Below are 22,925 nucleotides of genomic sequence, written 5' to 3' on the forward strand. Positions count from 1 at the left end.
CGGGCAGTTCCCACAGGGGAACTGCCCGCCGAAGCGTTTCTGTGTGCGAAGTCCGTGTGCCTGCACACCCCTCGAACAAGAAGATCAGCCCGGCCTCCACCTCGTGAGAGCAGTCCAGCACACCCGCTCAACCTCACACGAGCCCCATTTTGCAAAGGTGCGCACTTCCGGGCTAACATTGACAGTCGCTGTACGTCAGATACACACGCCGCAGACCTCTAGTCGCGTTGCAGGATAAGCGGGAAATGTATACGCGTACCGTGCACCTCAAGCAAGTCAAGTACTGCTGAACAAGACTCACGACCTTGTCAGGCAGACGTGTGTGGCTTGGAAGCTAGAGACGAAAAGAAGGCAACTTTTGCGTACGTACACACCAAAGCCCGGCGATGTCGAGCGCCAGTGGCACGTCATCGACGCCACTGACGTCGTTCTCGGTCGCCTTGCTTCGCAGGCAGCTCGTCTGCTGCGCGGCAAGCACAAGGTGGAATTCGCACCTCACATCGACACGGGTGACTTTGTCATCATCATCAACGCGGACAAGATTGTGCTGACCGGCGACAAGCTGGAAAAGAAGCGCGCCTACCGCCACTCCAACTACCCGGGTGGTCTCAAGAGCCTCAGCTACGAAGAGCTCCTTGAGAAGTTCCCCGAGCGTGCAGTGGAGCAGGCTGTTGCAGGCATGATCCCCAAGAACCGCCTCGGCCGTGCCCAGATGCGCAAGCTGAAGGTGTACGCAGGTGCTGAGCACCCGCACGCCTCGCAGAACCCGCAGAAGTACGAAATCAGCCAGGTCGCGCAGTAAGCGCCCAAGGCTCAGTTAACCGAGGAGAATCGTGGCTGACAACCAGAACCTGAACGAGGACGTCGAAATGACGTCGTACTCGACCGAAACCCCGGCTTCGGCTGGTCTCGGCGAATCCGTGGCCGGTGGCCGCGGCGAATCGCTCACCGCTCCCGGCCAGGGCGTTGGCCGTCGCAAGCGCGCTGTCGCTCGCGTCCGCCTGGTCCCCGGCACCGGTGAATGGAAGATCAACGGTCGTGACCTTGAAGCCTACTTCCCGAACAAGATGCACCAGCAGCTCGTTCGCGAACCCTTCCGCCTGCTTGACCTCGAAGGCCGTTTCGACGTCTTCGTGCGCATCGCCGGCGGTGGACCCTCCGGCCAGGCCGGTGCTGTCCGTCTGGGCATCGCCCGTTCGCTGAACGAAATCGACCGTGAAAACAACCGTCCTGAACTGAAGAAGGCCGGTTACCTCACGCGTGACGCTCGCGTTCCCGAACGCAAGAAGGCTGGTCTCAAGAAGGCTCGCAAGGCTCCGCAGTTCTCCAAGCGCTGATCTTCGCCCGCCAGGGCAGATCCGGCTTGGGGCACGCAGTGCCTGCTCCAAAGGTCCGTGTACCGCAAGGTGCGCGGGCCTTTTGGCGTTGCGGGGGACTTGTTCGGTTTTCTGTTTGTTGTCCGTGCAGGTAGGCGGACATCGGGCCCGAAACCGGACAACTCCGTGTCATTTCCGGCGCACTTGAGTGCCTTCAGCTGTGGACCAGACGCTCCCGATTCCGTGCTTAAGTTTAGAAATACGCGTCCGACCTCGATGTTTACTCAGGCCGTTCGGGTTTAGCTGCTTTTAAACAGATGACCTGTTTGTCCACAGCTGCGCGGTCTGGTCTTTCCCAGGGGTTCGTCGACCAGCAGTCTGGGACGCATGAACAATGTCTTTGTGGTCAGTGCCCTTCCTGCTGGTGCAATGGCGCATCAGGCAGCTCGTGCAGTTGGATGCTGTCTCAGTAGATTGGCCAGGGGTGTTTATGCCGTCGAGCGATTGTGCGAACAAGAGGCACACAGAGCTTTTGCGTGTTTTGTAGACCGACCTGAACTGTTGTCCGACGAGGGCTCGTCAGTCTATTTGCGGAAGCTAGCCCATCATGCGGGTTGGGCGGTGGCCTTTGGGCATTCAGGTCAGGCGATCTTGAGTCACGCTACCGCGGCTGTGCTTTGGGGCATGGAACTGCCCACTGATCCTCCAGCGCGCTTACAGACAAGCGGTCCGGAACGACCTTTCTCACGGACTCACCGAATACATCGCCAACGAGCAATTCCTGCTGAGCACATTACTTCGCCGGTGAGCGCTCTGCCTGAGCTACGAGCAGTGAGTGCAGATTGGACGATGTTCGACCTGCTCCGGGATGTCGGCGGAGCCGAGGGCTTTGCCATCGCCGATCGACACATTCGCTTCCGGGCTCATGGGCGGGCCTCGGGTGTGCCTTCCGCCGATCGGTTCCATGTCGTCATTGATGAGTTGGCTGAAGTATTTCGCCAGTTTGAGGAGTGCTCGGCGGGCAGGCGGACGGTCACCATGTTGAGTTGGCTTAAAGAGATGCGCGGATTGTCGGAATCCGCAGGTGAGGCACTTGCCTACTTTCGTTTTTATGAGCTGGGTTTCAGGTGCTGTCCGGAGGACTCGCGGTGGAAAATAGCGCAGCAAGTGTCGTTCCCCCTGCCCGGTGAGTCATACCGGCCGCGGGTGGATTTCTTTTTGGAGCACTGGGGTTTGATTGTCGAGTTCGACGGGTGGGCTAAGTACCAAGACCCGAATGGCAGTGTGCCGCCGGAGGTCTACCGAAAAGAAAAACGCCGTGAAGAACAGCTTCGGCGCATGGGCTACAGGTTTCTTCGCATCGAATGGCGGGATGTCATTGTTCCGGGACGACTGGCGAGTTTGCTGCGGCAAGTCGGCGTGGTGCTGCCCTAGCTTGCGACTTGTTCGGGTTTCGGCCTCTTATCCGCGCAGCTGCACGCGTAATAGTCCCAAACCAAGACATCTAGCCATATCAGAAGCGTTGCGTTCCCGAACGCAAGAAGGCTGGGCTCAAGAAGGCTTTCAAGACCCTCGCACCTCGGTGCGGGGGTCTTGTGCGTTCCGGGCACGAGGTGCCGCTGGGCCCGCGTCGTGTTCTCACCACACGCCGTGCCCTTCTGACTGGGCGGCCAGTTCCATAAACGTAGAATGAATGCGATTCAAAACAGGAGGTTCTATGAGCAGGCTTTTCGGTACGGACGGCGTTCGCGGTCTGGCCAACAAGGACATCACGGCTCGACTCGCTCTCCAGTTGGGTGTTGCCGGCAGTCGAGTTCTCGGCAGGCCCGAGCAGCGCTACGGCACGGGCAGCAAGCGCCCGTTCGCGATTGTCGGTCGCGACACCCGCATCAGCGGTGACTACCTGGCATCAGCAATTTCCGGCGGTATCGCCTCGACCGGTGTTGACGTGTGGAACGCAGGTGTTCTGCCCACCCCGGGTGTCGCGCACGCCGTGAAGGAAACCGGCGCTGACTTCGGTGTAGTGCTCTCAGCCAGCCACAACCCCATGCCGGACAACGGCATCAAATTCTTCGGCCCCGGCGGCACCAAACTCGACGATGCTGCGGAAGACGAAATCCTTGAACTGTTCGACGCCGACTGGGATCGTCCCACCGGCGCGGACGTCGGCCGCATCAAGCCGTACGCGGCAGCGGCAGACGAATTCACCGAACACCTCGTATCGACTCTGGGTGACACACCCACTCCGCTGCAGGGACTGCGTGTGGTCGTCGACTGCGCCAACGGAGCGGCATCCGTCGTCGGCCCTGCGGCACTGCGTCAGGCCGGTGCGGATGTCACGGTCATTGCCGCAAGTCCGGATGGCCTCAACATCAACGACGGTGTCGGCTCTACCCACCTGGGTCCGCTGCAGAAGGCCGTTGTCGACAACGGAGCTGACCTCGGCGTTGCGTTTGACGGTGACGCTGACCGCTGCCTGGCGGTTGATGCGCTCGGTCGCGAAGTCAACGGCGACCAGATCATGGGCATCCTGGCTCTGGGTATGAAGGAAGCCGGCACCCTGAAGAATGACACACTGGTCACCACCGTCATGTCGAATCTGGGCCTCAAGCTCGCCATGGAGAAGGCCGGCATCGCGGACGTGCAGACGAAGGTCGGCGACCGCTACGTGCTTGAAGGCATGCTGGCCGGCGGGCACGTGCTCGGCGGTGAACAGTCCGGTCACGTGCTCATGCTCGACCACGGCACCACCGGTGATGGCGTGCTGACAGCCCTCCACCTGATCAACCGCGTCGCATCAACCGGTCGCACACTGGCCGACCTCGCAGCGGAAATCCCGCAGCTGCCGCAGGTGCTCATCAACGTCCGCGGAGTCGACAAGACCCGCACGGACGACCCTGCTGTTCAGGCAGAAGTTGCCGCCGTCGAATCCGAACTCGGCAAGAGCGGCCGCGTCCTGCTGCGCGCTTCGGGCACCGAACCGGTTATCCGTGTGATGGTCGAGGCCGAAACCGAAGCCGAAGCGCAGAAGCAGGCGGAACGCCTGGCCGACTGCGTCAAGCAGCACCTTGCCCTCTGACCGCGTTCAGTTCCCCGCACCGGGACCGCTCAGCAGTGCGGCACCTCGTCCGAGTGCCCCGGCACCTCGGCCGGCGGTCCCGGTGGTGAGCGCACAGTGAAGAAGAGCGCGGACAACACGAAGGTCCTCTACGGGCGCATGGCGGCTGGCCTGGCCGCTGCGGCCTCGACAGCGGTGGGCACCGTCGTCATTATCGGTTTGAGCCTCGTAGCCCGAGCGACGTCGGGTTCGTCTGGCCTGTGGTGGATGTTCGGTGTGCTGACTTCGTCCTACGCCGTGCTCGGCGGCATTGCCACGGTTGGGGCGTTCCTCACCGGCCATGTGCGGGCGGGCTACGTGGCTGACCCCGGCAAACCGGCTCGCTGGAGCGCAATGACAGCCCTGTTCATTGCCTTTGCCAGTCCGGTCATTCTGTACGTGTTCACCGGCCCATGGCTGACGAACGGGCTGATCGTCGCAGTCTCAACGTTCCTGTGCTCAGCAGTCGGAGCGCTCATCTTCCTGCTGGTGTGGCCTCTCCTGCTGCGGGCAGGCACAGTCACCTCAATCGATGTGTGAGCGATGTCGGAGCTGATCCTCGCGGCTACACATTCACACGCTTCAGCTGAGGAAAGCGATCTTCCCAAAGATCGCGTACACGGGAATCCAAGCTCAGGTGTGGCCATACCCGCAGCAGTCTGTCCTTGTTGATCAGCTGTGCTTGGATTTCAGCGGTGCCTTCTGCAAGCAGAGCCTGGTAAGCCAAGCGCACCCCGCCGGGATCAGTCACGTCAATATCGCCGTCGTCAATCCACCGAACCCAGATCGGCAGGCGAATGGTGCCCTGCGGCGGCCCCTTCAAGTCATCGAGACTGTCAACGACCTCGTACGGTTTCAGATCCCGGAACCGCACTCGTTCCATGACTGCTCCCTTCGGCTGTTCACCCTTTCAGCCTACCGTTTTCTCCGACTCGCAGCTTCAAGATTCTCTGCCAGGAAATGACCGCGGGCTGCTCTAGTCTCCCGAGGTGCCGCCGGCTGAGTCTTCTGACTCTTCTTGGTCTGCGAACTGGGTTGTGTACAGCTGCGCGTACCGGCCGTTCTGCGCCAGAAGTTCGCTGTGGGTGCCGCGCTCAACAGCCCGGCCGTCCTCAATGACGATGATCTGATCGGCACTGCGCACCGTCGACAGGCGGTGGGCGATGACCAGGGCAGTCCTGCCGGTCATGGCTTCGTTCAAGGCGTGCTGCACAGCTGCCTCGTTCGTTGAATCGAGAGCACTCGTAGCCTCATCGAGCACCACCACGGCAGGTTCGGTCAACAGGAGACGAGCAATTGTCAGCCGCTGGCGTTCACCGCCGGACAGCCGGTAGCCGCGCTCACCGATCACGGTGTCGAGCCCATCGGGCAGGGCGTCGATAACCGGCCACAGGCGTGCGCGTTCCAGAGCGGAACGCAGCTCATCATCCGTTGCATCAGGTTTGGCGATCGTCAGATTGTCGCGAATCGACTCGTGGAACAGGTGGCCGTCCTGCGTGACCATGCCGACGGTCGACTTGAGCGCGTCAAAGCTCAAATCGCGGACATCCACACCGGACAGTTCAACAGCGCCTTCTGTCACGTCATACAGCCTGGGCAGCAGAGATGCGATCGTCGACTTTCCAGCACCGGATGAACCCACGAGGGCGACCGTGTGCCCAGCCGGAACGGAAATGTTCAGCCCGTGCAGCACCTCGGACGACTCCCGGCCGTCAAGAACCGCGACCTCTTCAAGAGAGGCGAGAGACACCTCGGCGGCGGTGGGGTAGCGGAATGAAACGTCGCGGTACTCAACAGAGACCGGGCCAGCGGGAAGAGGTTTGGGGGATTCCGGTTCCTGCACGGTGGAGCGCAGATCAAGAATCTCGAACACTCGCTGGAACGACACGATTGCAGACGTGATGTCCATGCGCGCATTCGCCAGCATTGTCAGCGGCGTGTACAGGCGGGTCAGCAGCAGCGCGAGTGTGACGACCTTGCCCGCATCGAGTGAACCGGCCACCGCCTGCATACCGCCGACCCCGTAGACCAGCGCCAAAGCCAGAGCGGACACAAGTGTGAGAGCGGCCAGGAACGTCACCTGCAGCATGGCGGTGCGCACACCGATATCGCGCACCCTGCCAGCGCGGTCAGCAAACTCCGCAGACTCCTTCTTCGGGCTGCCGAACAGCTTGACCAGGGTCGCACCACCAGCTGAGAACCGCTCCGTCATGCGGGTCGACATGGCCGCGTTGAGATCCGCCGCCTGAAACTGCAGCGACGCCAAACGGCCGGCAATGAAACGGGCGGGCACCAAGAAAATCGGCAGGAGCAGCACCGACAGCACCGTCACCTGCCACGAAATCGCAACCATGACACCGACCGTCAGCGCAAGCGACACAATGTTCGTCACAACCCCGGACAGCGTGTTGGAAAAAGCTCGCTGCGCACCCATAACGTCGTTGTTGAGCCGGGAGATCAGCGCACCCGTGCGGGTCCGGTTGAAAAACGCCACCGGCAGAGTCTGCACGTGATCAAAAACCGCGGTGCGCAGATCAAAGATCAGGCCTTCGCCAATGCGGGCCGAAAGATAGCGCGACACAATCGTCAACGCTGCATCGGCCAGTGCGAGCACACCCATGAGAATTGCGATGCCGACAATCAGATTCACCGGCCCACCAGCGGTAATGGCATTGACCACCCGGCCTGCCAACACCGGGGTGGCCACAGCAACACCGGCTGAGACCGCAGAGAGCAGAATGAACAGGACCAGTTTGGTCTTGTGCCGAGCCGCAAAACCGCCGATGCGCCGCAGAGCATCCCGGTCAACCTCCGGGGCCGGACGCCCCTTGGTGCGCTGACTGGCTGTCGTCCTGTGCAGAATCGCCATGGGGGAGTAGTTCGACACGATGCTCCTTTCACCACGCTCCCAGACCGGAACGACGACAGGAGGGAGCACAGGAAGTCTAGCCCCGCCTCGTCATATGGAGCTTTATGACGAAAAGCGCGTGAAAGCTGTCCGCAGAGTGAGAAACTTGCCGACAACATACGCACACTCGTCAGAAGGACTGAACACATGAAACTGCGCATCGCAGCTATTGCCGCCGCCGCAAGCCTGATCCTCACCGGCTGCGGTGCAGGCGGAGGAAACCAGGAAGTCGGCCAGAAAGACGGCGACATCACCAAGCTGACCGTTGGAGTTTCCCCGGTCCCGCACGGTGACATCCTGCGCTACGTCGACGAAAACCTGGCAGAAGAAGCCGGCCTCGACATCGAGGTCAAGGAGTACACCGACTACGCGCTGCCCAACCGTGCGCTCGTCGACGGTGACCTCGACGCCAACTACTTCCAGCACAAGCCGTACCTGGACGAAGAAGTCGAAGGCCAGGGCTACAAGCTCTACGCATTCGAAGGCGTGCACATCGAACCGATCGCACTGTTCTCCAAGAAGGTGAAGTCGGTTGACGAACTGCCCGAGGGCGGCACCGTCGGCATCAACAACGACCCCGCCAACCAGGGCCGTGCCCTTGACATGCTGGCCAAGGAAGGCGTCATCACGCTGGCTGACGGCAAGGACGCAACCACCGCCACCATCAAGGACATCCAGGACAACCCGAAGAACCTCGAATTCAAGGAAGCCGACGCTGCACAGCTGGCACGCACCCTTGAAGACACCGACGCTTCGATCATCAACGGCAACAACGCCCTGGAAGCAGGACTGTCGCCCACCGAAGACTCGATCCTCGTGGAATCGGCTGAAGACAACCCCTACGCGAACTTCCTCGCCGTCCGCGAAGGCGACGAAGACAACGAAGCCATCAAGAAGCTCGACGAACTCCTGCACTCAGAAGAAGTGAAGAAGTTCATCGAAGACAAGTGGACCGACGGCGCGGTGATCCCCGCTTTCTGATCCACACGCCTCTGAGGGGTGAGCCCCTCAGAGGCTTCGAAATCACACGGGCTTCGGCCCACCAGACGCCGGGTTCAGCAGTGCGAACTGATTACAGTTTGCGCAGCTGGATCCGGCGTACTGAATGGTCGGCCGATTTCGTCAGAATCAAATCGGCCCGGCCACGCGACGGAGCGACGTTCTCCCGCAGGTTGGGTGCGTTGATCGAATCCCAAATCTCACCGGCGAGGGTGAGTGCTTCGTCTTCCGTCAGCTCCGAATAGCGGTGGAAGTATGAATCCGGCTGGGTGAAAGCACCCGACTTCAGTTCCATGAACCTGTCGATGTACCACTGGCGAATATCACCGGCTGCTGCGTCGACGTAGACGGAAAAGTCGAAGTAGTCGCTGACGGACATACCCACTTTGCCATCGGCACGCGGCCTGGGCGGCTGCAGAACGTTGAGCCCTTCGACAATGAGCACATCTGGTGAGCGGACCGTGATTTCAGCACCCGGAACAATGTCGTAGGTGTGGTGCGAATAGACGGGAGCGCGTGCTTCTTCGGCACCGGACTTGACCTTCGACAGGAAGCGCATGAGCGCCCTGCGGTCGTAGGACTCCGGGAATCCCTTCCGTGATGTCAGACCGCGGCGGGCCAGTTCGGCATTGGGAAACAGGAATCCGTCGGTGGTGACGAGCTCAACCTTTGGGGTGTCCGGCCAGCGGGCCATCATTTCGCGCAGAACACGCGCCGTCGTGGACTTTCCGACAGCAACCGAACCGGCCACACCGATGACAAACGGAATGTGCTGCGGGGCGGGGTCGTGACCGCTGGCGCGCAGCGGAGCAAAGAACTCCCGCGTGAGCCTGTGCTTTTTGCGGCGGGCGGAAACATACAGGTTGAGCAGGCGTGACAGGGGCAGGTAGATCTCTTCGATCTCTGTGGTGTCCATGCGCTCGCCCTTACCGCGCAGACGCTCCACGTCAGCCGCCGTCAGCGGCAGGGGAGTGGCCTGGGCGAGTTCGGACCACGTGGTGCGGTCAAAACTCCAAAAGGGTGAGGCAATGGACTGCCCGCTCTGCTTCTGGTGCGGACGCAGACCCGCGAGCAGACGAGCGGGGTCGAGGTCGCTGGATCGAACGAACGGTGTGGCGTCGCTGTGTTCCATAGGTGCTGCAGATCCTCGTTTCGCTCAGCATTCACTCAGGCGGCGAAATCCAGCTTACGGCACCGCCGCGCGTTAATATTGAAGTCTATGTGTGGAATTGTTGGATTCGTCGGAAACCCGAACGCCCAGATCACCGCTGAAGACGTCACCGTCGGAGGCCTTAAGCGAATGGAGTACCGCGGCTACGATTCCGCGGGCGTTGCATTCGTTACGGAAGCCGGCCAGCTGGCCTCAGCGAAGAAAGCCGGAAAGCTCGAAAACCTCAAAAATGAGCTTGCCGAACACCCCCTGCCGAAAGCCGCAACCGGCATCGGCCACACCCGCTGGGCTACCCACGGTGCGCCGACTGATGAAAACGCCCACCCCCACCTGGCTGACGACGGTCGCCTGGCTCTCATCCACAACGGCATCGTCGAAAACTACGCCTCACTCAAAGAGCGCCTGCTGAAAGACGGCGTCGAATTCGCATCCGAAACCGACACGGAAGTCGCAGCGCACCAGCTGGCCAAGAACTACCGCGAAACCGGTGACCTCACCGAGGCCATGCGACGGACCTCCAACCAGCTCGAAGGTGCCTTCACCCTGCTGGCCGTCCACGCTGACAAGCCCGGAACGGTTGTTGCCGCCCGCCGCAATTCGCCGCTGGTCATCGGCCTGGGTGACGATGCGAACTACCTGGGATCGGATGTTGCGGCCTTCATCGACTACACCCGCCGCGCCGTTGAGATCGGCCAGGACGAAGTCGTGACCATCACCGCTGACTCCGTCGACATCATGGACTTCGACGGCAACCCGGTCGAAGGCACCGAATACGAAATCGACTGGGACCCGGCAACCGTGGACAAGGGCGGCTTCACGTCGTTTATGGAAAAGGAAATCCACGACCAGCCGCAGGCAGTCGCCGACACACTCCTGGGCCGCTTCGACACGGAAGGCCGCCTCACGCTGGATGAGATGCGGATTGACGAATCCGTGCTGAAGTCGGTCGACAAGATCATCGTCGTAGCCTGTGGAACGGCCGCCTACGCCGGTCAGGTTGCCAAGTACGCGATCGAACACTGGTGTCGCATCCCGGTTGAGGTCGAACTGGCCCACGAATTCCGCTACCGCGACCCGATCGTGTCCGAAAAGACCCTCGTGGTAGCGATTTCGCAGTCCGGCGAAACGATGGACACCATCATGGCGCTGCGCCACGCCCGCCACCAGGGTGCGAAGGTCGTTGCCATCTGCAACACCTACGGTTCGACGATTCCGCGTGAATCCGACGCTGTGCTCTACACGCACGCCGGACCGGAAATCGCTGTTGCCTCGACCAAGGCGTTCCTGTCCCAGATTGTGGCCTGCTACCTGCTGGGCCTCTACCTGGCGCAGCTGCGCGGCAACAAGTACCGCGACGAAATCCAGCTGATTCTGGACGAACTGCAGAACATCCCCAGCAAGGTCCAGCAGCTCCTGGACGACGACTCCCAGCAGATCACGGACCTGGCCAAGCGTTTGGCCGAAACCCCGTCCGTGCTGTTCCTGGGCCGCCACGTGGGCTTCCCCGTGGCCATGGAGGGTGCGCTCAAACTCAAGGAGCTCGCCTACATCCACGCGGAAGGCTTCGCAGCCGGAGAACTCAAGCACGGGCCCATTGCGCTCATCGACGAGGGCCAGGTTGTCATCATCATCGTGCCCAGCCGCTTCGGCCGGGATTCGCTGCACGCCAAGGTGGTCTCCAATATTCAGGAGGTCCGGGCACGCGGAGCCAACACGATCGTCATTGCAGAACAGGGTGACGAGGCGGTGCGCGAGTACGCTTCCGAAGTCATCTACGTGCCCAACACCACCACGCTGCTGGCGCCCCTGCTGACCACGGTGCCGCTGCAGATCTTCGCGATGGAGCTGGCTCAGGCCAAGGGCCTGGACGTCGACCAGCCGCGCAACCTCGCGAAATCGGTCACGGTCGAATAAGAGTCGAATAAAGCGGCCCAAGGGGCGGTCGCACACGAGACCAGTAAGGAGAGAGCAGTCGTGGGCATCATCGGCATCGGCGTTGACATTGCCGACGTTCCCCGGTTCCAGGAGCACATTGAGCGGGTGCCCGAACTTCTGGACCGCCTGCTCACTCCGGCTGAACAGCTGAAGAAGAACGGCAAGCGGCGCAGCCCTGAAAGCCTCGCCGCCCGCTTTTCGGCAAAAGAGGCGCTGGTCAAGGCTCTGCAGTTCCCGCAGATCATTCCGTGGCAGGAGGCCGAGGTGGTCTCGGCTTTTTCCGGCGCCCCGTCTTTCCGGTTGAGCGGCTGGGTGCTCGAGATGTTCCGCCAGCGCGGCGGTGAGCACGTGCATCTGTCGATCACGCACGACGGCGACCGCACCATCACCTACGTCATTGTCGAAGGCAGCGGACCGTCACTGTCTCCGCCCGTCGACCAGCCGGCACCTCCCGTGCCCGGAACGGCAGAACACGATCGCGCGCTCGCCCAGTTCCGCGCCGATGTTGCAGCCAGGCGCGAAGAGCGCAACCGGATGCGCGAGGAAGCCCGCCGGAAGAACCTCAGCTGAACCAGCCGCGGCCCCTCCGCAGCATTCTCAGCCCGAACAGAACAGGAATCACGATGCCCCGCCCCGCGTACACCGGTGAGCAGATCCGCCAGGCCGAAGCTCCTCTGCTGAAAGCCGGTGAAGGCGACAGGCTCATGCGTCGGGCCGCAGGCCAACTGGCTGCCGTGTGCCGCCGGGTTCTGCGTTTGGGCGGCGGCACCGTCTACGGCCGCCGCGTGGCTGTTCTCACCGGGCCCGGCAACAACGGCGGGGACGCTCTGTTTGCGGCTGCTGACCTTGCCCGCCGAGGTGCCGCCGTCACCCTCCTGCACACTATCGGGACCCCGCACGCGGACGGGCTGGCCGCCGCTGTCAGCGCCGGCTGCAGGCGGGTTGACATTGCCCAGGCGCCGAGCCACCTGGGGGCTGCTGACCTGGTGATCGACGGGATTTTCGGCACGGGTGCGAAACCGCAGCTGCCGGAGGACCTTGTGCGGCTCATCCGCGTGTGGCAGGCCAGTTCGGCCCGCGCAGAAGGGCAGATCACGGTGGCAGTTGATGTGCCCACCGGCATTGACGCTTCAACAGGCCGCAGGGCGCAGGCCGCCGTGCAGGCCGACTGGACTGTCACGTTCGGCGGGCTCAAAACCGGCCTGTTCACGGGTGCCGGCGCGCGGGCCTCTGGCCGTGTGGTGCTTGCTCCCATCGGCCTGGACTTTTCCGACACCGTGCCGGATGCGTGGGTGTACAAACGCAGTGACGTGCGCGAAATTGTGAAAGCGCCGACGGGCGAGGATCACAAATACACCCGAGGTGTCGTCGGCATCTGCGCCGGTTCCGCTGACTATCCGGGGGCTGCTGTTCTGTGCACGAGTGCGGCAGTGGCCGCCGGTGCCGGAATGGTGCGCATCACCGGCGATGAACGGCTGCGCTCAGCCGTCACGTCCCATGTCCCAGAAGCCGTAGCGGCTGACGGTCGTGTGCAGGTGTGGGCCGTCGGCCCCGGAAGTCCCAGCGAAGACAGAATGGCCGCGGCGTTCGTAAGCGGTGAGCCCGTCATTGCCGACGCCGGCGCGCTTGATCACCTGCCCGACCGCTTGCCGGCAGGCAGCATCATCACACCCCACGCCGGTGAACTCGAAAGGCTGCTCACGGCACGCGGCCACAGTGTTCAGCGCAGCCAGATCGAACAGGATCAGCTGTACTGGGCCCGCACTGCCGCCCGCGAACTCGACGTGGTCGTTCTGCTCAAAGGCCACCGCACCGTCGTCGCAGAACCCGACGGCACTGTCCACCTGCCGCCGGCGGGTTCAGCAAACCTCGCAACAGCAGGCTCCGGTGACGTTCTCACGGGGGTGCTCGCAGCGCTCCTGGCAGAAAGAGCGGCAGCCAAGGGGCGCCTCGAGCCCGGTGTGACAGCCGTGACTGCGGCAGCCGCGGTCCTGCTCCACGGGAGGGCGGGCAAGTCCGCCACACACGCTTCCGGTCTGCCGCGAGCAGTGGAGCAGGCTGTGCTGAAAGCACGTGCGCGTTAGGATCAAGGCGTGTCCCCAACGTCATCTGATCTCCTGCCAACAACAGCTTACGGTCCGTCGCTGCTGAAAGCGCTCATCGACCGTGACGCCATCCGCACCAACCTCGCAGTGCTGCGAGAACACGCGGGCGAAGCTGATGTCATCCCCGTCGTCAAAGCCGACGCCTACGGTCACGGCATCACGAATGTTGTTCCCGTGCTGGTCGAAGCCGGAATACGCCGAATCGGCACCGCCACTGTGCCGGAAGCCCTGCAGGTGCGCGACCTTCTGGAGCGCTTGGCTGCCGAAGGGCTCGAAGGTGCCGCTGACACTGTTGTTCTGTGCTGGCTTATGCCTATCGGCGTGGACTTCGCTGGGCTTGCCCAGAAGAACATTGAGGTGGGCATCAGTGCGGCCGAACAGCTGCCGTTCATCGTCGAAGCCGCCCGGAAGAGTACGGACAACCCGCTGCGCATCCACATCAAGATCGACTCCGGGCTGGGTCGCGGTGGGATGACCGAGCGCCAGTTTGATGGGTTTCTACGCGAGGTGGCCCAGCTGGATGACGATGTTCGCTCCGGTCTGAAGATTGTTGGCGCCATGACCCACCTGGCGGTTGCCGATGAGCCGGGCAGCGAATTCACCGACCACCAGTACAGCATCTTCACCGAGGAGATCTCGAAGCTGCGCGGTTTCCTCCTGTCGCAGCCGGACCTAGGCCACCCGGACGAACTCATCGTCCACGCCTCGAATTCACCGGCGGCACTGACAATCGGCACCGGACCGGACACTCTGACCGCACACGCCGTGCGGACCGGACTGGCCGTCTACGGGCTCAGCCCCTTTGCCGGCAGCACTCCGGAAAGCCTGGGCCTGCGCCCGGCCATGATGCTGAAATCGCAGGTGATTGCGCTCAAAGACGTCGCCCGCGGCAGCCATGCCAGCTACGGACTGACCTACACGTGCGAGGCCGACACCCGCTTCGCGCTGGTAGCCGGCGGCTACGCCGACGGTCTGCCCCGCTCGGCATCCAACGCCGCGCGCGTGTTCATCGGCGGGCGCCAGTACCGGCAGGTGGGCCGCATCGCCATGGACCAGATTGTGGTGGAAGTCGGCCTGGACTCCGACGTGAGTATCGGCGATGAAGTGACCATCTTCGGCCCCGGCGATTCCGGCGAGCCCACCGCAGCCGACTGGGGCGCATGGGGCGGAACCATCAACTACGAAATCGTCACCGGAATCGGCAGCCGTGTAGAGCGGGTCTTGACGGGCCGGGCGGTCGGGGAGCCAAACGAAGCCGGGGAGACCGCGTGAGCCGCATCGACATCGAGCTGCGTAACCAAGCCCGCACAGCTGAACTCGCAGCGGCACTCGCACCCCAGCTGCGGGCGGGGGACCTCATCATCCTCACCGGCGGTCTCGGGGCGGGCAAGACCACGTTCACCCAGTCGCTTGCCGCGCACCTCAACGTGCGCGGGCGCGTGTCCTCACCGACCTTCATCATCGCCCGCGAACACCCGTCGGTCGGCGACGGTCCGGGCCTCGTCCACGTTGACGCCTACCGGTTGGAAGACGCAGCGGAGCTTGATGACCTCGACCTCGACTCCGAACAGCATGAAGTCGTCACGGTCGTCGAATGGGGCGCCGGTATGGCCGAATCTCTGGCCGACGACTACCTGGAGATCACCCTGACCCGGCCGGACTCCGCCGACCCCGAATCCGGTCAGCGCACAGCGACCCTGCAGGGCTTCGGTGAATCCTGGACGAGCCGTTTGGCGCGCGTGAAGGAGGCAATGCAGTGACCGCGGAGAACCCCAGCGCAGACCCGCATGCAGGCACGAAGCAGCCGGTTGTCGTCGCACTCGATACATCGTCCGCGGCCTCCGTCGCGGTTGTCGCCGATGACCGAGTTGAGGCCGAATGGGCGCAGTCGCGAGCTCGCCGTCACGCCGAGCTTCTGGGCCCGGCACTGACCGATGTGCTGAAGCAGGCGCCAGAACCCGAACTCGTGGCTGTTGGCGTGGGGCCTGCACCGTTTACCGGTATGCGCGCAGGCATCGCCTCTGGCCTGGGCTTCGCGGTCGGCCGCGGCCTGCGCACGGTGGGCGTGCGTTCGCACGACGGCCTTGCGCTCGTGGTGTACGAACAGCTGCGTGCCGACGGTGAAGACATCGACACCGTGCGGATCCTGGTTGCCTCGGACGCTCGCCGCCGCGAAGTCTACTGGGCTGAATACGCAGGACTCGACGAGGACGGCCTGCCGGTCCTTGCCGCAGGTCCCGACGTGGCCAAACCCGCCGACCTCGCCGAACTCAAGGGCCTGGCGGCCGAAAGCAGCGAGCCGAGACCAACAGAATCAAGCCCCAAGGAACCGGGCTCGACAGAGCCGGCCGTCCTCCGCATCGGCGCCGGTTTTGAGCTCTACCCTGACGCGCTCGGCGCACCCGATCCGCGCTTCCCAACGGAAGCGCTCGCAGCGGACATTGCCCGCATCGCCGCACGCACAGAAGCCGCCGGGCGCGAACAGCTGGAGCCCATCCCGCTGTACCTGCGCGAACCTGACGCCAAACCGCTGCCCGGCCGCTGACCGCCCAGCAGCTATGACCGTCACCCTGAGCCCGCTGCAGTGGTGGGACATTCCCACCGCCGCGGCAATGGACCGCGAGATCTTCGGCCCGGACGCCTGGAGCGAAGACTTCTTCTGGACGCAGGCGGCAAGCCCATCGGTGTTCCTCATCGCCGCGCACACGGAAGACGGCCTGGCCGGTTTCGCAGGCCTGAGCGTCAGCGGCAAAGAGGCTGAGATCCTCACAATCGCCACCCACCCGAACATCCGGGGTCGAGGTGCCGGCCGCCTCCTCCTGGAATCCCTCCTGGATACTGCCCGCTCCCGTGGGGTCGAGGCGGTGTACCTCGACGTGCGCAGTGACAACACTGCTGCTCTGGGGCTGTACGAGGCGTTCGGCTTTGCTGTTCTGAACACCCGGCCCGGCTATTACACGGGCGCTGACGCGCTGGTCATGCGGGCGTCGTTGCTAGGCTTGGAAGCATGATTTCGGCATCCATCACACAGTGGGAAGACGGCACAGACCTTGTGCTCGAAACAGCTATCAGCGCCGACCTCCACACCGTGTGGAAGCGCATCACCAGTCCTATGGAATGTGCACTGTGGTTCGCCCCCTTCCATCCCGTCCAAGACGACGACGCTGATCAGGGTGAGGGCACCTCGGAAGCTGGCGCGGAAGTCGGTGAAGAGGTCAGCGATGAAGCCGGCGCAATCGAGTTCGACTTTGAGGGAAGCCCCCTGACGGCCCACGTGCTGTCCTGCGTTGAAGACGACCACGTGCTGGTGGAACTCGGCGGGCTCGGCCGCATCAGCGTGCGCCTGTCAGAAGCCGCACCCGGCCAGCCCGGCGAACAGCCGGGCGATCACCCAAGCGTCACCGTGACGGTCGCACACACCTACGCGTCTGACGAAGAAGCCGCCCAGCTCATCCCGCAGGTCGGCCCGGTGTGGGATACGCACCTGCGCCTGTTGGCCGGCACTTTCGCCGATGCCGATCTCACCGGATCCGAAAGCGAAGCCGCGCTCTACGCCCGCTACACCCAGCTGGCAGTCGACGAATTCGGCGCCGAAACCGTGCAGACCGGCTCCGCGCAGGCTCCGGAAGGCGATGACGGCGACGATGACTGAGCCGCTCATCCTGGGCATTGAGACCTCGTGCGATGAAACCGGGGTCGGCATTGTCCGCGGCAGCACCCTGTTGGCGAACACTGTGGCGTCGTCGATGGACGAACACGTGCGCTTCGGCGGGGTGGTCCCGGAAGTCGCATCGCGCGCCCACGTGCAGGCCTTCGCTCCGACGCTCACCCAGGCACTGCAGACCGCAGGTGTGACGCTCGATGATATTGACGCGCTGTGCGTCACCGCGGGACCCGGTCTGTCCGGTGCGCTCATGGTGGGAGTCAGCGCGGCTAAAGGGCTCGCGGCCGCCACCGGCAAACCCCTGTACGGGCTGAACCACCTGGCCGGTCACGTTGCTGCCGCAACCTTGGACACTTCCTCTGACGAGGCGGAGCCCGGCTCCGGTCTTGAACTGCCGACTATTGCTCTGCTCGTGTCGGGCGGACACACGGAAATCCTCAAGATCACCGACCTGGTGGACGGGATTGAGCTTCTGGGCTCCACAATCGACGACGCGGCAGGGGAGGCCTTTGACAAAACAGCCCGCCTGCTGGGCCTTGACTATCCGGGCGGGCCGAATATCTCGAAGGCCGCCGCGGGTGGTTTTGACGACGGCGTCCCGGGTGACCCGACGGCTGTGAAGTTCCCGCGCGGACTCATGACCGCAAAGGACCTGCGTGACCCCGAACGTCGTTACGCGTTTTCGTTCTCCGGTCTGAAGACGGCAGCGCTGCGGGCTGTCGAAGCCGAGAAGGCCAAGCCAGAACCCGAGCGCGTGCGCCTGGCTGACATCGCCGCGTCCTTTGAAGAGGCCGTGGTCGACGTGTTGGTGCGCAAAACCCTTCTGGCCTGCGAAGACACCGGCATCAACCGGGTGCTGCTGGGCGGGGGAGTTGCCGCCAACCGCCGTCTGCGCGACAAGCTGAGTAGGCGCTGTGCCGATGAGGGCATTTCCCTGCTCATCCCGCCGCTGAGCCTGTGCACCGACAACGGGGCGATGATGGCAGCACTCGGTGCACACGTGGTCGTCCGCGGAAAACAGCCCTCAGCACCGGATTTCGGTGTGACAAGTTCATTGGAGGTTGACCAGGTTGTCGTCTGAAGGTCCTGCCAGCGCTCGCGACTCACGCCCACCGGAAGAACACCTGCGGCAGCAGCGCCGCACCGGTGACGGCTGGGTGGAAACACCGCAGGGACGCTTCTGGGGTCTGTTCGGCGCAGCCGGTCTGCTCATCCACGACCACGACCGCGGAGTTCTGCTGCAGCACCGCGCCGTGTGGTCAGCCCAGGGCGGCACGTGGGGAATTCCCGGCGGTGCGCTCGACGAAGGCGAAACACCTAAGCAGGGTGCGATCCGCGAATGCTGGGAAGAAACCGGTGTTCCCGGCCCGGACGGTGAGGGCATCACGGTCATCGGCGAGTATCGGGTGGACAAAGACGACTGGGCCTACACGACGGTCATCACGCAGGTCACGCAGAGGCTTGAGGCTCACGTGGCGGATGCCGAAAGCATTGAATTGCGGTGGGTGCCGCTAGACGAGGTCGCCGACTACGAACTTCATCCGGGCTTTGCCGGCGCATGGCCGGAGCTGCTGAAGGTGCTGCGCCAGCATGCCGCTGAGTAAGGCTGACGTTCAGTTCGGCCTCAGGCACACCCTAAACTGACCGGCCAACCGGCGGGCTTACCAGCCTGCCGGTTTCCCGGCCCGCATTTCCTCAACCAGCAGACCGGCAACGTCTTCCATACGGCCGGTTTCTTCAAATACCTTCTTCTGCCGCTGGTAGGAGGCTCCCACACGTGCGAACGACAGCATCGATTCCAGCTCAGCCGAGCACCCGAGTTCCTCAGCGATCGGGGCCAGCCGCTCCACCTCGTCAGCTATGACGTCCGTGACCAGACGTTCGTCGCAGGCGGCGTTTTCGATGATGATCGTGTCCATGCCGTAGCGAGCGGAGCGCCACTTGTTTTCGCGGTGGAACCAGTCCGGCATGAAGTTGAGCTCTTCGCCGCGGTCCAGGCGCTGCGACATGTCGTGAACCAGGCACTGCACGAAGGCCGTCACGGCCGCCAGTTCCGCCATGGTCGGGATGCCGTCGCACACGCGGATCTCGACGGTTCCCCAACCCGGTGCCGGGCGGATGTCCCAGCGGATTTCGTTGATGGAATCGACCACGCCGGTGTGCAGCATGTCGCCGATGTAGTCCTCGTATTCGTCCCAGTTCTTCAGCTGGAACGGCAGGCCGGCCGTGGGCAGCTGTTGGAAGAGCATGGCGCGGTTGGAGGCGTAGTGCGTGTCGTGGCCGGCCCAGTAGGGGCTGGAGGCGCTGACGGCCTCCAGGTGCGGGACATAGGCCGTGAGAGCGCGGACAATCGGCATGACGTGATCGCGATTGGCGATGCCCACGTGGGTGTGCACGCCGAAGATCAGCATCTGCCGGCCCCACCACTGGGTGCGGTTGACCAGCTCTTCGTAGCGGTAGGCCGGTGTGACTTCTTGTTCCCACCAGGGGGAGAAGGGGTGGGTTCCGGCGGACAGAACATCAAGCCCACGAGGTGCCAGGATGCTTCGCAGGTAATCGAGAGACTCGCTCAGATCGGCCGTGATGCCGGCAACGTCAGTCTGCACCCCGCTGACGATTTCGACGGTGTTTGTGAGCATTTCGCCCACGATCTTGCCCTGGAGGTGATCCGTGCCCTCTGCTTTGAGCGCCTCGAGGATTTCAGGGGCGCGGGATGCCAAAGAGAAGTCTTCGGCATCGACGATCGCGAGTTCCCATTCCGCTCCCAGCGTCGACTGAGGGGACGAGGCAAAAGAAAGCATGCGGACATCCTAATCTAACCAGCAGGTAACGCTGGTTTTCTGTGCGCTGGGCGGACAGGCTGTCCTGTCGTGCGGTTGGTGAAGTGAGCGCCAGCCTTTGGCGCGCTTGGAGAGCAGGTGGATTGGCAGCCCTTCAGCCTTTGGCGACGGGGCGGGATTCATCGGCCGACCACCCGGACCAGCTGGGGGAGTACAGGGAAGCCCGCACCCCGATCTGCTCAAGCGCCAAGATGTTGCTGCACGCCGTCACGCCAGAACCGCAGTAGGCAACCACCGCACCGTTGTCCGCGCCGAGATCCGCGAACTGGGCTGCGAGTTCCTCCTGCGGCAGCAGTGCTCCGTTGCGGTAGTTCTCGGTGGCCGGGCGGTTGAGAGCGCCGGGAATGTGGCCTGCGCGCGGATCCATGGAGTCATCTTCGCCGCGGAAGCGCGCCGACGGGCGGGCGTCGAGGAGCGTGCCCAGTGCCGCTGTTGCGGCGGCCTGGTCGGCATCGACGGTCGGCATTTGCCCGGTTGTGATTGTGATGTCTGACGGTGCTGGCTGCGGGGTTTCGGTTGAAAGCTCACCGCCGGCGGCCTTCCAAGCGTTCAGCCCTCCATCGAGCACGCGCACATCCTGCAGGCCCGCCCAACGCAGAATCCACCAGCCGCGAGCAGCACCTAAGGAGCTGTTGTCGTCGTACACAACGACAGTGGAATCAGGAGTGATGCCCCACGCGCGGATGGTCTCCTGCAGGTCAGCTGGGTCCGGCAGCGGGTGGCGGCCCAGAGTCGGGTCATCCGATGTTCCCGACAGCTGGGTGTCAAGGTCGGCGTACTGGGCGCCGGGAATGTGTCCGGCCGCGTAGTCGTCAGCCCCGTTGGGCTTCGGCAGGGTCCAACGGATGTCGAGGATGACGGTACGGCTTGCGGCATCTGCGTCAGCAAGAGCGGCTTTGAGCGCATCGGCGGTGATGAGCGACATACGGCAATCCTTTGTTCATACGGACAACAGCCAGTCCCACTAGACTCTCACAGATGCGCGCGCTTAGATTCATTTCTGCACTGACCGTAAGCGTCCTGGTTCTTGCAGGATGTTCGGGGCAGGGCCAGCCCACCTCGCCGACCCCAGCGGAGCCGAGCACGGCAGAAGAGACAGCCTCCGCCTCGTCAGGGGTCAGTGAAGAAGACCGGCAGAAAGCCCGCGAGATCGTCCAGAAGATGAGTGCCGACCAGCTGGTCGGCGCGACGATTATGGGCACATATGACGGTGTGGACCCTGCGGTTGCCGGGCAGATGGTCAAGAAGAACAGCCTGGCCGGGGTGATCGTCATGGGCTACAACCTGCCGGACGGTGCTGGGCCCGAGGACGTGAAGGATTACACGGGTGCTTTGCGGGAAGCCGCGGGGGAGCGTGCGTGGCCCGTGCAGCTGAGCGTTGACCAGGAAGGCGGGCCGGTTGCAAGGCTGAAGTCTGCCGCTTACAGCTTTCCGCCTCTTATGGCGTTCGGTGCTGCCGGGGAGCCCGAACTGACCCAGGACGCGATGGAAGTGCAGGGTGCGCAGCTTGCTGACCTGGGATTCACGATCAACTGGGCACCGGTTGCTGATGTCACGGTCGGACAGAAAGACCCAGCAGTCAATGTTCGTGCGGCAGGGGGCAGCCAGGAAACCGTTGTCGGTGCGGTTGAGCCGACCGTCAAGGGGTATCTGGCGGCTGGTATTGGATCGAGCGCTAAGCACTTTCCGGGCCACGGGCAGCTGACTGTGGATTCGCATGTTGATCTGCCCGAATCGAAGAAGACGCTCGAAGAATACAGCGACACCGAATGGGAGCCGTTTGAAGCGGCAATCGAAGCCGGTGTGCCTTCTGTTTTGGTGGGGCACATGCGGGTTGCCGGGGCCGGGGACAAACCGGCTTCGCTCAACCCTGCGGTGTATGAAGCGCTGCGGGATGAGCTTGGGTTTTCGGGTGTTGCGGTGACCGATGGGCTCAACATGGGAGCCATTACGAAGGGTGTTCCCGCAGGTCAGGAGACTGTTGAAGCGCTGAAAGCCGGGGCGGACCTCGCGCTCATGCCGCCTGATCTGGATGCTGCTGTGCAGGCCGTGAAGAAGGCAGTGGATTCAGGCGATCTGTCTGAAAAGGACGTGCGAGCCAAGGCTGAGCGCGTTGTTGCCATGAGTCTGTGGCAGGAACGGGCTGCTGATGAGGCTGGTTCTGGTGAAGGGGCCGGTGACGGTGGTGACGGCGGCGGTGACGGTGGTGACGGCAGCGGTGACGGCGGCGATGGCGGCCAGAAGCAGGCGGATGATGTTTTCAACGAGGTCGGCCGCGAATCACTCACTGTTCTGGCCGGAAGCTGTTCAGCCGAACCGGTACAAAGCGTGTCGATTTCCGGCCCGCCGGCTGCTGCCGAGGCGCTGGAGAAAGCCCTGAAGGAACAAGGCATTGAGGCCGGTGGCGGTACGAGCGTGAAGTTGGTTGACGGAACTGAAAGTTCGTCCGGTGGTGCGGATGTTGTTGTCGGTATGGGTGGGCCGTGGAAGGTCGCTTCGGCTGCTGGAAACGCGGACACCGTGCTGGTCACGTACGCCGACACCGAATACGCCATGAACGCCGTTGCCGACTATCTCGCAGGCGAACTGGAGGCATCCGCGCAGCTGCCAATCACACTTTCAGGCGTAAAACCGCCCAAGTGCGGCTAGCCGAGCCAGCCCAGCTGCTGGCAGCCAGCCCGGAGTTGCCAGTCAGTCCGGCCTTGTCAGCGAGACCGGCCCTCCACCTCGTGCTCCTCCAACTGGCGCAGATTCACGCTTTAATGCAGAGTCACGCTTTGTTGCGGCGCATTTGCGCGTGAGTTTGCATTAAAGCGCAAGTCTGGCGTGATCTGGCTGGTTGCGGTGCCTTCCCGTCGGCCAGCGACGCCGCTGACTGACGAGGTGGAGC

22 protein-coding genes are annotated in these 22,925 nt (G+C 63.2%); 17 read left to right on the plus strand and 5 right to left on the minus strand.

Annotated elements, in window-relative coordinates; genetic code table 11:
- Positions 1-358 precede the first annotated feature (358 nt).
- The 5 genes from rplM to HMPREF3092_RS07720 all read left to right on the plus strand — a co-directional run bounded on the left by rplM (position 359) and on the right by HMPREF3092_RS07720 (position 4,953).
- Positions 359-802 carry a 50S ribosomal protein L13 gene (rplM, locus tag HMPREF3092_RS07700; protein ID WP_062020379.1) on the plus strand — a complete coding sequence of 148 codons (444 nt, stop codon included), beginning with the start codon at positions 359-361 and terminating at the stop codon, positions 800-802.
- 67 nt (positions 803-869) lie between these two features.
- A complete protein-coding gene (gene rpsI / locus HMPREF3092_RS07705; RefSeq protein ID WP_050992952.1) occupies positions 870-1,337 on the plus strand; it encodes a 30S ribosomal protein S9 in 468 nt (155 codons plus the stop codon).
- A gap of 828 nt (positions 1,338-2,165) precedes the next feature.
- Positions 2,166-2,750: a PDDEXK family nuclease gene (locus HMPREF3092_RS07710; protein WP_061941877.1), complete on the plus strand. Its 585-nt coding sequence runs from the start codon at positions 2,166-2,168 to the stop codon at positions 2,748-2,750.
- Positions 2,751-3,033: 283 nt separating this feature from the next.
- Complete coding sequence (glmM, locus tag HMPREF3092_RS07715) at positions 3,034-4,395, plus strand: phosphoglucosamine mutase (RefSeq protein WP_070424459.1); 1,362 nt, start codon at positions 3,034-3,036, stop codon at positions 4,393-4,395.
- Positions 4,396-4,491: 96 nt separating this feature from the next.
- The gene (locus tag HMPREF3092_RS07720) at positions 4,492-4,953 is read left to right on the plus strand and encodes a hypothetical protein (protein WP_141737992.1); all 462 of its coding nucleotides are present in this window, start codon (positions 4,492-4,494) and stop codon (positions 4,951-4,953) included.
- Positions 4,954-4,978: 25 nt separating this feature from the next.
- Here the strand turns inward: HMPREF3092_RS07720 and HMPREF3092_RS07725 are convergent, their stop codons facing one another.
- The gene (locus HMPREF3092_RS07725; RefSeq protein WP_070424461.1) at positions 4,979-5,296 is read right to left on the minus strand and encodes a transcriptional regulator; all 318 of its coding nucleotides are present in this window, start codon (positions 5,294-5,296) and stop codon (positions 4,979-4,981) included.
- Between the two features lie 93 nt (positions 5,297-5,389).
- A complete protein-coding gene (locus tag HMPREF3092_RS07730; protein ID WP_141737993.1) occupies positions 5,390-7,300 on the minus strand; it encodes an ABC transporter ATP-binding protein in 1,911 nt (636 codons plus the stop codon).
- Positions 7,301-7,468: 168 nt separating this feature from the next.
- Between HMPREF3092_RS07730 and HMPREF3092_RS07735 the strand changes: the two genes are divergently transcribed.
- Positions 7,469-8,302: a MetQ/NlpA family ABC transporter substrate-binding protein gene (locus tag HMPREF3092_RS07735; protein ID WP_061941868.1), complete on the plus strand. Its 834-nt coding sequence runs from the start codon at positions 7,469-7,471 to the stop codon at positions 8,300-8,302.
- A gap of 91 nt (positions 8,303-8,393) precedes the next feature.
- Here HMPREF3092_RS07735 and coaA read toward each other — a convergent pair whose 3' ends face one another.
- The gene (coaA, locus tag HMPREF3092_RS07740; RefSeq protein ID WP_062020364.1) at positions 8,394-9,452 is read right to left on the minus strand and encodes a type I pantothenate kinase; all 1,059 of its coding nucleotides are present in this window, start codon (positions 9,450-9,452) and stop codon (positions 8,394-8,396) included.
- 87 nt (positions 9,453-9,539) lie between these two features.
- Between coaA and glmS the strand changes: the two genes are divergently transcribed.
- Genes glmS through HMPREF3092_RS07790 form a run of 10 tightly spaced genes read left to right on the plus strand, consistent with a single transcriptional unit; the run spans position 9,540 to position 18,799 of the window.
- The gene (glmS, locus tag HMPREF3092_RS07745; protein WP_070424462.1) at positions 9,540-11,405 is read left to right on the plus strand and encodes a glutamine--fructose-6-phosphate transaminase (isomerizing); all 1,866 of its coding nucleotides are present in this window, start codon (positions 9,540-9,542) and stop codon (positions 11,403-11,405) included.
- A 60-nt stretch (positions 11,406-11,465) separates the two neighbouring features.
- Positions 11,466-11,996 (plus strand): holo-ACP synthase, encoded by a 531-nt coding sequence (locus HMPREF3092_RS07750; protein WP_070424463.1) that lies wholly within the window; start codon positions 11,466-11,468, stop codon positions 11,994-11,996.
- A 53-nt stretch (positions 11,997-12,049) separates the two neighbouring features.
- On the plus strand, positions 12,050-13,510 hold the full coding sequence (locus HMPREF3092_RS07755) for a bifunctional ADP-dependent NAD(P)H-hydrate dehydratase/NAD(P)H-hydrate epimerase (protein WP_070424464.1): 1,461 nt from the start codon (positions 12,050-12,052) through the stop codon (positions 13,508-13,510).
- Between the two features lie 9 nt (positions 13,511-13,519).
- Positions 13,520-14,803 carry an alanine racemase gene (alr, locus tag HMPREF3092_RS07760; protein WP_083274321.1) on the plus strand — a complete coding sequence of 428 codons (1,284 nt, stop codon included), beginning with the start codon at positions 13,520-13,522 and terminating at the stop codon, positions 14,801-14,803.
- Positions 14,800-15,291, plus strand: a complete 492-nt coding sequence (gene tsaE, locus HMPREF3092_RS07765) for a tRNA (adenosine(37)-N6)-threonylcarbamoyltransferase complex ATPase subunit type 1 TsaE (protein WP_061941860.1) — start codon at positions 14,800-14,802, stop codon at positions 15,289-15,291. Before alr ends, tsaE begins: the two co-directional genes overlap by 4 nt.
- A complete protein-coding gene (gene tsaB, locus HMPREF3092_RS07770) occupies positions 15,288-16,076 on the plus strand; it encodes a tRNA (adenosine(37)-N6)-threonylcarbamoyltransferase complex dimerization subunit type 1 TsaB (protein ID WP_070424465.1) in 789 nt (262 codons plus the stop codon). Before tsaE ends, tsaB begins: the two co-directional genes overlap by 4 nt.
- 13 nt (positions 16,077-16,089) lie before the next feature.
- Entirely contained in the window at positions 16,090-16,542 is a 453-nt protein-coding gene (gene rimI, locus HMPREF3092_RS07775) for a ribosomal protein S18-alanine N-acetyltransferase (RefSeq protein WP_070424466.1), read from the plus strand.
- Complete coding sequence (locus HMPREF3092_RS07780; RefSeq protein ID WP_070424467.1) at positions 16,539-17,183, plus strand: SRPBCC family protein; 645 nt, start codon at positions 16,539-16,541, stop codon at positions 17,181-17,183. Before rimI ends, HMPREF3092_RS07780 begins: the two co-directional genes overlap by 4 nt.
- Positions 17,176-18,276 (plus strand): tRNA (adenosine(37)-N6)-threonylcarbamoyltransferase complex transferase subunit TsaD, encoded by a 1,101-nt coding sequence (tsaD, locus tag HMPREF3092_RS07785; RefSeq protein ID WP_070424494.1) that lies wholly within the window; start codon positions 17,176-17,178, stop codon positions 18,274-18,276. The genes HMPREF3092_RS07780 and tsaD overlap by 8 nt, the downstream gene beginning before the upstream one ends.
- Positions 18,266-18,799, plus strand: coding sequence for an NUDIX domain-containing protein (locus HMPREF3092_RS07790; RefSeq protein WP_083274323.1), 534 nt, complete (start codon positions 18,266-18,268; stop codon positions 18,797-18,799). Before tsaD ends, HMPREF3092_RS07790 begins: the two co-directional genes overlap by 11 nt.
- Before the next feature lie 57 nt (positions 18,800-18,856).
- Here the strand turns inward: HMPREF3092_RS07790 and HMPREF3092_RS07795 are convergent, their stop codons facing one another.
- Together HMPREF3092_RS07795 and HMPREF3092_RS07800 are read right to left on the minus strand one after the other, a co-directional pair.
- Entirely contained in the window at positions 18,857-19,996 is a 1,140-nt protein-coding gene (locus HMPREF3092_RS07795) for a glutamate--cysteine ligase (protein ID WP_070424468.1), read from the minus strand.
- Positions 19,997-20,129: 133 nt separating this feature from the next.
- The gene (locus HMPREF3092_RS07800; protein ID WP_070424469.1) at positions 20,130-20,960 is read right to left on the minus strand and encodes a sulfurtransferase; all 831 of its coding nucleotides are present in this window, start codon (positions 20,958-20,960) and stop codon (positions 20,130-20,132) included.
- A gap of 53 nt (positions 20,961-21,013) precedes the next feature.
- Between HMPREF3092_RS07800 and HMPREF3092_RS07805 the strand changes: the two genes are divergently transcribed.
- Entirely contained in the window at positions 21,014-22,684 is a 1,671-nt protein-coding gene (locus HMPREF3092_RS07805; RefSeq protein WP_070424470.1) for a glycoside hydrolase family 3 N-terminal domain-containing protein, read from the plus strand.
- Positions 22,685-22,925: the final 241 nt, after the last annotated feature.

Origin of the sequence: Brevibacterium sp. HMSC24B04 (assembly GCF_001806835.1) — a bacterium.
In the GTDB taxonomy this organism is placed as follows: Bacteria; Actinomycetota; Actinomycetes; order Actinomycetales; family Brevibacteriaceae; genus Brevibacterium; species Brevibacterium ravenspurgense.